11 protein-coding genes are annotated in these 13,918 nt (G+C 71.6%); 6 read left to right on the top strand and 5 right to left on the bottom strand.

The genetic code is table 11. The features are described from left to right. Window positions 1–16: 16 nt before the first annotated feature. From ACIBI9_RS25280 to ACIBI9_RS25270, 3 genes are read right to left on the bottom strand one after another with little or no spacing between them, the layout of a single operon-like run. Window positions 17–1,390, bottom strand: coding sequence for an NAD(P)/FAD-dependent oxidoreductase (locus ACIBI9_RS25280; protein ID WP_397224841.1), 1,374 nt, complete (start codon window positions 1,388–1,390; stop codon window positions 17–19). Beyond that, window positions 1,387–1,629 carry a (2Fe-2S)-binding protein gene (locus ACIBI9_RS25275; protein ID WP_397224839.1) on the bottom strand — a complete coding sequence of 81 codons (243 nt, stop codon included), beginning with the start codon at window positions 1,627–1,629 and terminating at the stop codon, window positions 1,387–1,389. The genes ACIBI9_RS25280 and ACIBI9_RS25275 overlap by 4 nt, the downstream gene beginning before the upstream one ends. Next, entirely contained in the window at window positions 1,626–2,768 is a 1,143-nt protein-coding gene (locus ACIBI9_RS25270) for an NAD(P)/FAD-dependent oxidoreductase (protein ID WP_397224837.1), read from the bottom strand. The genes ACIBI9_RS25275 and ACIBI9_RS25270 overlap by 4 nt, the downstream gene beginning before the upstream one ends. A gap of 484 nt (window positions 2,769–3,252) precedes the next feature. Between ACIBI9_RS25270 and ACIBI9_RS25265 the strand changes: the two genes are divergently transcribed. Together ACIBI9_RS25265 and ACIBI9_RS25260 are read left to right on the top strand one after the other, a co-directional pair. Further along, on the top strand, window positions 3,253–4,248 hold the full coding sequence (locus tag ACIBI9_RS25265) for a heme A synthase (RefSeq protein WP_397224835.1): 996 nt from the start codon (window positions 3,253–3,255) through the stop codon (window positions 4,246–4,248). Between the two features lie 119 nt (window positions 4,249–4,367). Beyond that, a complete protein-coding gene (locus tag ACIBI9_RS25260) occupies window positions 4,368–5,018 on the top strand; it encodes a vancomycin high temperature exclusion protein (protein ID WP_397224833.1) in 651 nt (216 codons plus the stop codon). Here ACIBI9_RS25260 and ACIBI9_RS25255 read toward each other — a convergent pair. Then, on the bottom strand, window positions 4,994–6,184 hold the full coding sequence (locus tag ACIBI9_RS25255; RefSeq protein WP_397224831.1) for a PrsW family intramembrane metalloprotease: 1,191 nt from the start codon (window positions 6,182–6,184) through the stop codon (window positions 4,994–4,996). The two genes, ACIBI9_RS25260 and ACIBI9_RS25255, sit on opposite strands and share 25 nt — an antisense overlap. 82 nt (window positions 6,185–6,266) lie before the next feature. Further along, on the bottom strand, window positions 6,267–7,211 hold the full coding sequence (locus ACIBI9_RS25250) for a heme o synthase (RefSeq protein WP_397224829.1): 945 nt from the start codon (window positions 7,209–7,211) through the stop codon (window positions 6,267–6,269). Between the two features lie 326 nt (window positions 7,212–7,537). Here ACIBI9_RS25250 and tkt point away from each other — a divergent pair, with 326 nt between their 5' ends. From tkt to zwf, 4 genes are read left to right on the top strand one after another with little or no spacing between them, the layout of a single operon-like run. Further along, window positions 7,538–9,568 (top strand): transketolase, encoded by a 2,031-nt coding sequence (gene tkt / locus ACIBI9_RS25245; protein ID WP_397225417.1) that lies wholly within the window; start codon window positions 7,538–7,540, stop codon window positions 9,566–9,568. Window positions 9,569–9,575: 7 nt separating this feature from the next. Next, window positions 9,576–10,667: a transaldolase gene (gene tal / locus ACIBI9_RS25240; protein WP_192785719.1), complete on the top strand. Its 1,092-nt coding sequence runs from the start codon at window positions 9,576–9,578 to the stop codon at window positions 10,665–10,667. Beyond that, window positions 10,667–12,280, top strand: coding sequence for a glucose-6-phosphate isomerase (locus ACIBI9_RS25235; protein WP_397225415.1), 1,614 nt, complete (start codon window positions 10,667–10,669; stop codon window positions 12,278–12,280). Before tal ends, ACIBI9_RS25235 begins: the two co-directional genes overlap by 1 nt. Window position 12,281: 1 nt before the next feature. Then, window positions 12,282–13,883 (top strand): glucose-6-phosphate dehydrogenase, encoded by a 1,602-nt coding sequence (gene zwf, locus ACIBI9_RS25230; protein WP_397224827.1) that lies wholly within the window; start codon window positions 12,282–12,284, stop codon window positions 13,881–13,883. The last annotated feature ends 35 nt before the right edge of the window (window positions 13,884–13,918 follow it).

The raw sequence follows: 13,918 nt of genomic DNA, 5'->3' as shown, positions 1-13,918 counted from the left end.
GTCCTCCATGTCAGGGTCAGTGGGCGGGGGGAACGTCGGGTCCATCGGAAACGTCTGGAAGGTCGGCCAGGGCGCCGAGGGTGACGGGCTGGGCGATGGGGCGGCGGGGCGGCCGCTGCGGCTCCCCGGCCAGACAGGAGACGGCGTAGCCGCAGATGCGGCCCTGGCACCAGCCCATGCCGGGCCTGGCCAGCAGCTTGATCGAGCGCGCGTCGGTGGCGCCGAGGTCCTGCGCCTCGCGTACGCGGGCCAGTGGCACCTCCTCGCAGCGGCACACGAGCGTGTCGTCCCGCAGCCAGCCCTGCCAGCCGGGCTTGACGGGGTACGCCCGCTGCAGCGCCTCCCCGAAGGCCCGCCCGCGCTCCCGGCGCCGCAGCAGCAGCCCCGACTCCGCCCGCGAGCCGCGCGAGTCGGCCACCACGGCGCGGCCGGCGATGCGGCCCTCCGTCTCGGACAGGAGCCAGCCGCCCACGCCCGTGGGCTCCCCGGCGGCCCAGACCCCGGGGACGGAGGTGCGCTGGGCGGCGTCCACGTCGAGCACGGGGCTGCCGTCCACGTCGTCGCGGGTGGCGCAGCCGAGCTGGGTGCCCAGTTCGATCTGCGGCACGAACCCGTATCCGACGGCCACCGTGTCGCACTCGACGACGCGGGTGGCGAGAACGTTCCACTCCTGGTCGAGGCGGGCCACGGTGACGGCCTCCACCTCGCGCTCCCCGTGCGCCGCGACCACCGCCTGGCGCGTCCGGTACGGCACGCGGTGCCTGGCCAGGCTCGCGGCGTACCCGGCGGCCTCCCCGGCCTTGCCCAGGGCCAGCAGCGGATGCCTGGCCAGCCCGAGCCCGCCGTTCGCCTCGAACACCCCGAGCACCCGCGCCCCCGCCCCGGCCAGCCCGGTGGCCACGGGCAGCAGGAACGGGCCGGTGCCGGAGACGACGATCCGCCTGCCCGCCACGACGCCGTTGCCCTTGAGCAGCGCCTGCGCGCCGCCGGCGGTCAGGACTCCGGGCAGGTCCCACCCGGGGAACGGCAGCGGCCGGTCGTGCGCGCCGGTCGCGATCAGCAGCCGCCGCGCCCGCAGGACGACCTGCCGCTCCACGGAGTCCGCGCCGCGGGTGACGCAGTGCACGACCAGGTCCCCGTCCGGCTCGCGGGTGACGCTCCACACCTGGTGCCGCAGCAGCACGTCGGCGCGGGCGTCCAGGGCCCGCGCCTGACGCAGGAACCGCTCCAGGCCGGGCGCGGGCTTGGGGTCGGCGGCGTGGCGGAAGTACTGGCCGCCGAGCCGTACGGAAGAGTCCAGGAGCGCCACCCGCAGTCCGGCCAGCGCCGCCGTGAGCGCGCCGGCCACCCCCGCGGGCCCGCCGCCGATCACCAGCAGGTCGTACGTCACGACGTCGTCACCTCGTCACCGGGCGCGGCCTCCAGCAGGCAGGCCCGCTCGGGCGCCCGCCCGTTGACCGAGATCAGGCAGTCGAAGCAGACCCCGATCCCGCAGAACAGCCCGCGGGGCCGCCCGTCGAAGCGGGTGCTGCGCCACGACCGCACCCCGGCCGCGTGCAGCGCCGCCCCGATCGTCTGCCCGGGCACGACGGGTACCGGACGCCCGTCGATCGTGATGTGGAACGTCAAGAGGACTCCTCCGCGAAGCGATCCGGCCGGAAGGGCCGCAGGTCCAGGTCGGTCGGGGAGCCGGTGAGCACCTGCGCGAGCAGATGACCGGTCGCCGGGGCGAGCCCGATGCCCGCCCCCTCGTGCCCGCAGGCGTGATAGAGCCCGGGAACGCGCGGATCGGCGCCGATGACGGGCAGGTGGTCGGGGCAGTATGGCCGGAACCCGCAGTACGACCTGATCGCCCGCACCTCGCGCAGCGCGGGGAACAGCGCGACGGCCTGCTCGGCCAGGCGGGCGAGCACCGGCACCGACATCGTCCGGTCGAACCCGACCCGCTCCCTGCTGGCCCCGATGAGCACGGTGCCCGCGGGCGTGCCCTCCACGACCGCCGACGTCTCCAGGCCCTCCGAGTCGCTGGCCACGTTCGTGACGTAGGCGGCGGTGTAGACCTTGTGCCTGATCAGCGGCCGCGGCAGCGGCTCGGTGACGAGGATGAACCCGCGCCTGGGCAGGATCGGCAGATCGACCCCCGCCAGCGCGGCCACCTCGCCGCCCCAGGTGCCCGCCGCGTTGATCACCGCGTCGCCGAGCACGTCACCCTGGGAGGTGCGCACGCCCGCGATCCGGTCACCTTTCCGGATGAACCCGGTCACCGCCGCCCCGAGGCGCAGCCGGAGCGTTCCGTGGCCGAAGCTCTCCACGCCGTGCCTGAGCAGGCGCGCGGCGGCCAGCATGGGCTGCACCTGGGCGTCATCGGGGTAGTACACCCCGCCGGCCAGGCCCTCGGCCAGGTGCGGCTCGTAGTCGCGCAGCGACTCGGCGGGCACCAGGGTGTGCTCCACGTCCTGCTTGGCGGCCAATTCGGCGAGCTGGCGCTGGACCTCACCGGTCTCGGCGACCACCAGGCCGCCCTTGGGCTCGAACTCGAACCCGCCGAGGTCGGCCAGCGAGCGCCAGAGCCGGTTCGACAGCAGGGCCAGCTCCAGCTCGGGGCCCGGCTCCTTGTCGGACACCAGCACGTTGCCCTCGCCCGAGCCGGTCGTGCCGCCCGCCACGGGGCCACGGTCGACCACGGTCACGTCGAGACCTGCGCGCGCGGCGTAGTAGGCGCATGCGGCGCCCACGACTCCGGCGCCGACCACGATGACGTCGGACATCCATCACCTCCCAGGTCTGTAATATGTCACATACCCCGCTCTCTTGAGAAGGCCCTTTCCACCGGTCGGACGACACCACCGCGCCCGCCCCCGCCGCTACCCACCGACGGCATATCACCACCTCACCGCCTGCCCTTCAGGGAGGGCACCCAAAGCACCACCGCGCTTCGGCCGGGGTCCCTTCGGGAAGGAGCGGCCGAAGAGCCACCGCCGCCCGCTCGGCACCACTGCCCGCTGCCACCCCACGACCCCGACGCGCCCGCCCGCGCGGTGCACCCAGCGGTGCCGCCCCGCAGTGACGCCCCGCAGTGACGCCCCGCAGTGACGCCTCGTGGTGCCGTCCGGTCGCGCGTCGGGTGTGGCCCGTGGGAGGAGGGGTGCCGCCATCTGTGCGTCATCATCGTCGCGCAGCGCGGTCGTCCGTGGTCAGGGGCGGGGGTGACCGGTGGTGGGACCGGGTGGGTGGGCCCGTAACATCGATGGCGTGAAGCTACCCACGGACCACCCCAACCGACACGTGCGCAGCCTGTTCTCCTTCTGGGCGCCCACGACGGGGTCGATGCGGGCCTGGGCGATGGCGTCCGTGGTGGTCAACGCAGGCATCGCGGTGACGGGCGCGGGCGTGCGCGTCACCGGTTCCGGGCTGGGCTGCCCGACCTGGCCCAAGTGCACGCCGGACAGCTTCATCCCGGTCGCGCACCCCGAGGTGTCGATGCTCAACATGCTCGTCGAGTTCGGCAACCGGCTGCTGACGTTCCTGGTCCTGGCGGTCGGCGTGATGTGCGTGCTCTCGGCGTTCCGGCTGGTCCCGCGCAGGCGCTCGCTGATGGGGCTGGCGCTGCTGCAGCCGGCGGGCGTCCTGGCCCAGGCGCTGTGGGGTGGCCTGGTGGTCAACACGATGCTCAACCCGTTCACGGTCGGCATGCACTTCCTCATCTCCACCGGCCTGATCGCCGCCTGCTGGATGCTGTACGCCCGCGCGGGCGAAGGCGACGGCCCGGCGCGGCGGGTGGCCCACCGCGACATCCGCAGGCTCGGCTACGCGCTGCTCGCGGCCGTGTTCGCGCTGCTGGTGGTCGGAGTCGGGGTGAGCGGCACGGGCCCGCACTCCGGCGACGAGATGGCCTCCCGCTTCGACTTCGACATCGAGGCGGTGGCCCGGCTGCACGCCGACGTCGCGTACGTCGTGGTGGGGCTGACGTTCGCGCTGCTGTTCGCCCTGCACGTGAGCAATGCGCCGCGGCCCGCCCGGCGGGCGGCGCTGGCGCTGCTGGCCGTGGAGCTGGGCCAGGGTGTGATCGGCTACACGCAGTACTTCCTGGCCGTGCCCGCCGCGCTGGTGCTGCTGCACGTGCTCGGCTCCACGCTGGTCTGGACCGCCGCGCTCAGGGTGGTCACCTCGCTGCGCACCCGCACCCCGCAGACCGCCCCCGCCGACCACTCCCCCGCCGAAGCCGCCGGAGCGCCCGCCGCCGTCTGAGTAGATATGCCAGGGTATGAGGGGATAGGTCCGCCACTCCCCCACCCCCTGGAGGGTGTGATTTGTCACTGAAAGTCCGCCCCACTCGAAAGGCCCTGCGGCGCGCGTACCAAACTCTGGTGCTGGTCAGCGTGCTCTCCCTGGCGCCCATGACGTGGGCCTGGCTCGGCAGCTCGGCGCACCGGGTGACGGCCGTGGGGAACGACTGGCTCGGGCGGGTTCCCACGGCGCAGGCCGCGCTGGTGCTGGGCGCGGGCCTGTACGGCACGCAGCCCACCCCGATGCTGGCCCACCGGCTCGACATCGCCGCCGAGCTCTACCGGGCGGGCAAGGTACGGGCCCTGCTGCTGTCGGGCGACAACAGCCGCAAGGAGTACGACGAGCCGACGGCCATGCGCGACTACCTGCTCCGCAGGGGCGTGCCGGACCAGGTCATGGTGCTGGACTACGCGGGCTTCGACACGTGGGACTCGTGCGTGCGGGCGCGCAAGGTGTTCGGGGCGCGGCAGGTGACGGTCGTGACGCAGGAGTTCCACCTGCCCAGGGCCGTGACGCTGTGCCGGACGGCCGGTCTGGAGGCGTTCGGGGTGGGTGACGACTCGACCAGGGACTTCGCCGCGCCCACGTACGCCTACGCCACCCGCGAGCTGCTCGCCACCGCCAAGGCGTTCGCCGACGCGATGGTGTTCCACTCCGACCCGGTCTATCCGGGCCCGCGCGAAGTCTCCCTGACGAACATCCTGGCTCAGCCCGGCGCGCCGGGGGCGTAGCCGGGCGGCGGGGTGCCCCGCGCGACCGACCTGGCGTGCGCCGTCGGCACCGGGAAGTCCGCCCGGGCCGTGCTCATGCACTCCAGCAGCGCCCGCTGCTCCTCGTGGAAGCCCTGCTCGTCGACCATGTGGCGGGCCGCCCGCTCGTGCAGCAGGCCCAGCTCGGTGGCGGCCAGCTGGTAGTCGCGCATGGCGCGCAGCCCGCGCTTGCCGCCGTGGACCCTGGCCCACTGCCTGGCCTGGCGCCTCCTGGAGAACGTCGACAGCATGTAGATGTCGGCCTGGGTGACCAGCTTGGTCGGCTCGTACGGCGGCAGGTAGCGCTGGATCAGGGCCACGATGCGCCGCCGGTCCTTGAACACCACGCCGATCAGCACGATCAGCACGGCCAGCAGCGCCAGGTAGGCCACCACGAGCCCGGGGAAGCCGCCGTAGGAGGCCAGGCCGTTCCACAGGCCGTGCAGGATCATCGCGCCCGACCAGCCCGCCAGGATGTAGAAGACCCGCTCGGGGCCGCCGCGCTGGGCGGCGTAGGCGACCGCGATGCCGATCATGGAGCTGAAGAGCGGGTGGGCCAGCGGCGACAGGATGCCGCGCAGCACCACGGTGACCGCCAGCCCCTTGAAGCCGGAGTTGGACAGCGCGGCCAGGTAGTAGCTGACGTTCTCGCTCATGGCGAAGCCGAGCCCGACCATGCTGGCGTAGATGATGCCGTCGGTGGGGCCGTCGAGCTCGGCCCTGCGGAACCTGAGCAGCCCGAGCAGCACCAGCCCCTTCATCGTCTCCTCCACCACGGGCGCGCCGAAGGTGGCCGCGACGTTGCGGGCGCTGGCCTCCGACAGCTTGGCGGTGTCGATGATGTAGTGCAGGTTGAGGTAGTTGATCAGGCCGGCCACCAGCACCGCGACGCCCGCGCCCCACGCGAAGGCGAAGATCAGGTTGCTGCGCGGCTCTGGCTCCATCCGGTCGAGCGCCAGCACGGCCGCCAGCAGCAGCGGCACCGGCGCGAGCGCCAGCATGAGCGCGATGAAGAACTGCACCGGAGCGCCGTTGATCACGTCGAAGGAGAACGAGACCAGAGCGCAGACTCCGGTGAGGACGAGCCCGATGATCAACGCGAACGACGGGCGGTCCTTCAACACCCAGCGTGGATCACGGGTCGCCATACGGTGACTTTAACGGATCAGAGGGCCGGGGTCCGTGCCGGTCAAGACAGCGTCACCGTCCGGACACTCGGCCGCATGGCGGTCAGGCCAGCAGCGGGTCAATGGCCACGGCCAGGAACAGCAGCGCCAGGTAGGCGTTGGACCAGTGGAAGAAGCGCATGGGGCGCAGGTCGACGCCGCTCTTGCCGGCGTTGAGCCGGGCCAGCAGGCGGTGGACCTCCCACAGGCACATGGCGCCGAGGACGGCGGCCACGACCGGGTAGAACAGCGTGGTGCCGGCCACCGGCCACAGCGCCAGCGAGCACAGCACGGTCGCCCACGTGTAGGCGATCGACTCCAGGATCACCCGCCGCTCGGTGGCCACGACGGGCAGCATGGGCACCTTGGCCGCCGCGTAGTCCTCCTTGTAGCGCATGGCCAGCGTCCAGGTGTGCGGCGGCGTCCAGAAGAACACCACGCCGAACAGCACCAGCGGCGCCCAGTCGAGCCGCTCGGTGATGCCCGCCCAGCCGATCATCACCGGCATGCAGCCCGCGATGCCGCCCCACACGATGTTCTGGGCCGTGCGGCGCTTCAGGAGCATCGAGTAGACCAGCACGTAGAACAGGATCGCGGCCAGCGACAGCACGGCGGCCAGCCAGTTGGTGGTGACCCAGAGGCCGGCCGTGGACAGCACGCCGAGCACGATCCCGAAGATCAGCGCGCCCCGCGGCGACACCTGGTGCCTGGCCAGCGGCCTGCGGCGGGTGCGGCGCATCTTCTGGTCGATGTCGCGATCCACGTAGCAATTGAGCGCGTTGGCACTGCCCGCCGATAGGGTGCCGAACACCATGACCGAGATCGACGTCCACAGCGGCGGCAGGCCGCCCGCCGCCAGGAACATCACCGGCAGCGTCGTGATCAGCAGCAGCTCGATGATCCGCGGCTTGGTGAGCGCGATGTAGGCCTTGACGATCATGCCGATCGAGCGCGGCCCCTCCACCTGCGGAGATCGGGCCGTCGCCTGCCTGTTGGTCAGCACCGTCAAGGCGCTTCCAGCCTGTGCGGAGTCAACGCGTAACCTCTGATTAGAGCGGATCCATGGGTGGGCGCCGTGACGCCCCTGCGAACAAACAAACTGTAGTCGCAGGGGCGGCCGGTCCGGCCAATGGGGGGCTTGCGCCGCACATGGACACGTGCGGGTGGGATGGGAATCGTTCGCCAGCTCCACTCGGTTAGGGTCCCGTGTGGGCGGGATAGCCAATCAATGACAACTAGATTCCGGAGATCGAGCACTTGAGCACCGAACTCGTGCCAGCCCTCGAATGGACCGACCTGGACAAGCAGGCGGTCGACGTCGTTCGAGCCCTGGCCATGGACGCAGTGGAGAAGGCGGGCTCGGGTCACCCCGGCACCGCCATGAGCCTGGCTCCCGCCGCATACCTGCTGTTCCAGCGTGTGATGCGTCACGACCCGACCGATCCCAAGTGGGCCGGGCGCGACCGTTTCGTGCTGTCGTGCGGACACTCGAGCCTGACGCTCTACATCCAGCTTTACCTGTCCGGCTACGGCCTCACGCTCGACGACCTGCGCCGGCTGCGCCAGTGGGACAGCCTGACGCCGGGTCACCCCGAGTACGGCCACACGGCCGGCGTCGAGACCACCACGGGTCCGCTCGGCCAGGGCCTGGGCAACGCGGTCGGCATGGCGATGGCGGCCCGCCGCGAGCGCGGCCTGTTCGACCCCGACACCGAGGCCGGCAGCTCGCCGTTCGACCACCACATCTGGTGCATGGTCAGCGACGGTGACATCGAGGAGGGCATCAGCCACGAGGCCAGCTCCCTCGCAGGCCACCAGAAGCTGGGCAACCTCATCGTCATCTGGGACGACAACCAGATCTCCATCGAGGACGACACGCTGATCGCCAAGTCCGAGGACGTGGTCAAGCGTTACGAGGCCTACGGCTGGCACACCCAGAGCGTCGACTGGACCGAGACCGGCGAGTACGCCGAGGACGTCCAGGCGCTCTACGACGCGCTGCAGGCCGCCAAGGCGGAGACCGACCGGCCGTCGTTCATCCGGCTGCGCACGATCATCGGCTGGCCGGCCCCGAACAAGAAGAACACCGGCAAGATCCACGGCTCGGCCCTGGGCGAGGCGGAGGTCGCCGCCACCAAGGAAGTCCTCGGCATGGACCCGGCCAAGACGTTCGACGTCCCGGCCGCGGTGCTCGAGCACGCCCGCGGCGTCGCCCAGCGCGGCCGCTCCGAGCACGCCGAGTGGGACAAGGGCTACGCCGAGTGGCGGCTGGCCAGCCCCGAGCGGGCCGAGGAGTTCGACCGCATCTCCCAGCGCGAGCTGCCCAACGGCTGGGCCAGGGCGCTGCCGTCGTTCGAGGCGGGCGCGTCGATCTCGACCCGCAAGGCCTCCGGCGAGGTGCTCAGCGCGCTGGCGCCGGTGCTGCCCGAGCTGTGGGGCGGCTCGGCCGACCTGGCCGAGTCGAACAACACCACGATGAAGGGCGAGCCGTCCTTCATCCCCGAGGAGTTCCAGACCAAGGAGTTCCCCGGCAACCGCTACGGCCGCACGCTGCACTTCGGCATCCGCGAGCACGCCATGGGCGCCATCCTCAACGGCATCGCCCTGCACGGCGGCACCCGCCCGTACGGCGGCACCTTCCTGGTCTTCTCCGACTACATGCGCCCGTCGGTGCGCCTGGCCGCGCTGATGAAGCTGCCGGTCACGTACGTCTGGACGCACGACTCCATCGGCCTCGGCGAGGACGGCCCCACCCACCAGCCGATCGAGCACCTGTGGGCGCTGCGCGCGATCCCCGGCCTCGACGTGGTGCGCCCGGCCGACGCCAACGAGACCGCCTACGCCTGGAAGGCCGTGCTCAAGCACACCGACCGGCCCGCGGCCCTGGCTCTGACCAGGCAGAACCTGCCGGTCGTCGAGGGCACCAGCGCCGAGGGCGTGGCCCGCGGCGGCTACATCCTGCGCGAGGCCTCCGACGGCCAGCCCAAGGTCATCCTCATCGCCACCGGCAGCGAGGTGGAGATCGCGCTGGAGGGCCGCGAGCTGCTGGAGGGCAGGGGCATCCCGACGCGGGTCGTGTCGATGCCGTGTGTCGAATGGTTCAAGGGGCAGGACATCGCATATAGGCAGACGGTTCTGCCTTCGTCGAACCGGGCTCGGGTCGCGATCGAGGCCGGCATCGCGCTCGGCTGGCACGAGTTCGTCGGCGAATGCGGCGAAGTGGTCGGTCTCGAACACTTCGGTGCCTCCGCCCCGTACAAGACTTTGTACGAGCTGTTCGGGCTGACGGCGGAGCGCGTGGCGGCGGCGGCACATGCGAGCCTGGCCAAGCTTGGTCAGGAAAAGGGCGAGACGACGGGAAACTGAAGAGAAGATGAGCGAGATCCTCAAGAACCTGTCCGGCCAGGGCGTTGCCATCTGGCTCGACGACATCAGCCGTGAGCGACTGCGCACCGGCAACCTGGAGCAGCTGATCCGCGAGAAGAACGTCGTCGGGGTGACCTCCAACCCGACGATCTTCGCCAACGCGCTCAGCAAGGGTGACGCCTACGCCTCCCAGCTCCACGACCTCGCCGTACGCGGCGTGGAAGTGGGCGAGGCCGTGCGCGCCATCACCACCTACGACATCCGCTGGGCCGCCGACGTGCTGCGCCCCGTCTTCGACGCCACGGGCGGCGTGGACGGCCGCGTGTCGCTGGAGGTGGACCCGCGCCTGGCCCGCGAGACCGAGAAGACGGTCGCCGAGGCCCGGGCGCTGTGGTGGATGGTCGACAGGCCCAACCTGTTCATCAAGATCCCGGCCACGGTCGAGGGGCTGCCCGCGATCACGCAGGCGCTCTCGGAGGGCATCAGCGTCAACGTCACGCTGATCTTCTCCCTCGAGCGCTACCGCGCGGTCATGGACGCCTGGCTCGCCGGCCTCGAGGCGGCGCAGGCCAAGGGCCTCAACCTCGCCTCGATCGAGTCGGTGGCCTCGTTCTTCGTCAGCCGCGTCGACACCGAGATCGACAAGCGGCTCGACAAGGTGGGCAAGCCGGAGCTGAAGGGCAAGGCGGGCATCGCCAACGCGCGCCTGGCGTACGCGGCCTACGAGGACGTGATGAACTCCGAGCGCTGGCAGCGCCTGCGCTCGGCGGGCGCCCGTCCGCAGCGGCCGCTGTGGGCCTCGACCGGCGTCAAGAACCCCGACTACTCCGACACCATGTACGTCGACCAGCTCGTCGCCCCCGGCACCGTCAACACGATGCCGGAGAAGACGCTCGACGCCACGGCCGACCACGCCAACGTCACCGGCGACACGGTCCGCCCCTTCTACGAGCAGGCCTGGAACACCATGGCCGCGCTCAAGGAGGCCGGCATCGACTACGACGACGTGGTGAAGGTGCTGGAGGACGAGGGCGTCGAGAAGTTCGAGGCGTCCTGGAACGAGCTGCTCGAGAGCGTCACCAAGAACCTGGTTCCGTGATGGAAGTGTCCTACCGCGAGGAGGGGGTGGCCTCGGCCGCTTCCTCCGTCGCGGGGCGCCTCGTCGCCGACGGCGTGCCCGCGCGGCTCGCCGCCGGCGACCCCACGCTGTGGGGTGAGGACGCCGAGCGGGAGGCGGCGGTCAGGCTCGGCTGGCTGACCCTGCCCCGCTACTCTCGCGAGCTGCTGCCCGTGCTGGGCGGGCTCGCCGAGCGGGCCCGCGCCGCGGGCCTGACCAACGTGGTGCTGGCCGGGATGGGCGGCTCGTCGCTGGCGGCGGAGGTCATCTGCGCCACCGCCGACGTGCCGCTCACCGTGCTGGACACGACCGACCCGGGGCAGGTTCGGCGCGCGCTGGCCGAGCAGTTCGACGCCACGGTGGTGGTCGTGTCCGGCAAGAGCGGCTCGACCGTGGAGACCGACTCCCTGCTGCGGATCTACGAGCAGCTGTTCGCGGACGCGGGCCTGGCCCCCGCCGGCCGCGTCGTGGTCGTCACCGACCCGGGCTCGCCGCTGGAGAAGCGGGCCGTGGAGGCCGGTTACGACCTGGTGCTCGCCCAGCCGGACGTCGGCGGCCGGTTCTCGGCGCTGTCGGCGTTCGGGCTCGTGCCCAGCGCGCTGGCGGGCGCCGATGTGGCGCGGCTGCTGGACGAGGCCGGGGAGGTGCTGCCGCTGCTGTCGCGCGACACCGGCAACCCGGGGCTCGACCTGGGTGCCGCGCTCGGCGGCGCGGCGCTGGCCGGGCGCGACAAGCTGCTGCTGGAGGACCAGCTCTCGGCCATCACCGGGCTGCCCGACTGGATCGAGCAGCTCGTGGCCGAGTCCACCGGCAAGCAGGGCAGGGGGATCCTGCCCGTCGTGGGCGCCGACCCCAACGAGAGCGGCGACGAGCTGGTCGTCGCCATCGAGACCGACGTCGGGGACGTGCGCGTGGACGGGCCGCTGGGCGCGCAGTTCCTGGTCTGGGAGTACGCCACCGCCCTCGCGGGGCTGCTCCTGGAGATCAACCCGTTCGACCAGCCGAACGTGGCCGAGTCGAAGGAGAACACCGCGGCGCTGCTGGCCCTGCCTGACCTGCCGGCCGGCGCGCCGTCGTTCGTGGACGGGCCCGTCGAGGTGTACGGCGCGGCCACGGCCCGGGACCTGCCCGGGGTGTTCGCCGAGGTGCTTCACGCGATACCGGCGGACGGCTATCTGTCGATCACGGCTTTTCTGGACCGGCTGGCGGCCTTCGACGCCCCGGTGCCCGACGGGGCCGACTTCGAACAGATGACCGACGCCTGGATGATGGCCGATCCGGCGACGCTGCGGGCGCTGCTCGCGCTGCGCACGAACCGGCCGGTGACGTTCGGGTGGGGGCCACGCTTCCTGCACTCGACGGGGCAATACCACAAGGGCGGGCCGCAGAACGGGGTGTTCGTGCAGATCACCGGGGCGGTGGCCGAGGACGTGACGGTCCCCGGCCGGCCGTACACGCTGGGGCGGCTGCAGCTGGCCCAGGCGCTCGGCGACCTGGGGGCGCTGGAGACCCGCGGACGGCCCGCCGTACGACTGCATTTGACCGATCGCGCGGCGGGTGTCGCGCGTTTGCTCGCAGCAGCACAGGAGGCTTGACATGACTGACCCGGCAGCACCCGTGGAGGAGGCCGTCACCGCTGCGGCCGCCGTCGCGGGCACCGCCACCACCGAGGAGGTGGCCGCCGCCAACCCGCTGCGCGATCCGCGCGACAAGCGGCTGCCGCGGGTTGCGGGACCGTGCGTGATGGTGTTGTTCGGCGTGACGGGTGACCTGGCCAAGCGCAAGCTGTTGCCGGCGATTTACGACCTGGGCAACCGGGGGCTGCTGCCGCCCGGCTTCTCGCTGGTCGGCTTCGCCCGGCGCGATTGGAAAGACCAGGATTTCGCCCAGTTGACGCACGACGCCGTCAAGGCGCACGCCAGGACGCCCTTCCGCGAGGAGGTCTGGAAGCAGATCCGCGAGGGCATCCACTTCGTGCCCGGCGAGTTCTCCGACGACGGGGCGTTCGACGCGCTGGCCATGGCGCTGGCGGAGATCGACGAGACCCGGGGCACGGGCGGAAACTACGCGTTCTACCTGTCGGTGCCGCCGAAGTTCTTCCCCGTGGTGGTGGAGCAGCTCAAGCGGACCGGGCTGGCCGACGCGCCCGACGGGTCGTGGCGCCGCGTGGTCATCGAGAAGCCGTTCGGGCACGACCTCAAGTCTGCCCACGAGCTGAACGAGATCACCAACTCGGCCTTCCCGGAGAGCTCGATCTTCCGGATCGACCACTACCTGGGCAAGGAGACCGTCCAGAACATCATGGCGCTGCGGTTCGCCAACAACCTCTACGAGCCCATCTGGAACCGCGGCTTCGTCGACCACGTGCAGATCACCATGGCCGAGGACATCGGCATCGGCGGGCGCGCGGGCTACTACGACGGCATCGGCGCGGCCCGCGACGTGATCCAGAACCACCTGCTCCAGCTCCTCGCGCTGGTCGCCATGGAGGACCCGACCTCGTTCGATGCCTCGGCGCTGCGGCGCGAGAAGGAGAAGGTGCTCAAGGCCGTGCGGCTGCCGGGCAACCTGGCGCTGAACACGGCGCGGGGCCAGTATTCCGCCGGCTGGCAGGGCGGCGAGAAGGTGGTCGGCTACCTGCAGGAGGACGGCATCTCGCCCGAGTCCACGACCGAGACCTACGCGGCCGTCAAGCTGGAGATCGCCAACCGCCGGTGGGCGGGCGTGCCGTTCTACCTGCGCACCGGCAAGCGGCTGGGCCGCCGGGTGACGGAGGTGGCCGTGGTCTTCCAGCGGGCGCCGCACCTGCCGTTCAGCAAGGACGACACCGAGATCCTGGGCCAGAACGCGCTGGTGGTGCGGGTCCAGCCGGACGAGGGCATCACCGTGCGGTTCGGCTCGAAGGTGCCGGGGACCGCCATGGAGGTCCGGGACGTCTCCATGGACTTCGCCTATGGCGAGTCGTTCCTGGAGTCGTCTCCCGAGGCGTACGAGCGGCTGCTGCTCGACGTGATGATCGGCGACCCGCCGCTCTTCCCGCACCAGCGGGAGGTCGAGCTGTCGTGGAAGATCCTCGACCCGATCGAGGAGTTCTGGGCCACGCAGGGCCAGCCCGAGCCTTACGAGTCCGGTTCGTGGGGGCCGCCGTCGGCCGACGCGATGATGGCCCGCGACGGCCGCGTCTGGAGGAGACTCTAGTGATCGAGCGCAGCGAGAGAACAATCGGACACAGC

Source organism: Nonomuraea sp. NPDC050451 (assembly GCF_044458585.1).
Note: the sequence above shows the minus strand (reverse complement) of the source record. Positions and strands in the feature narration are given on the sequence as shown.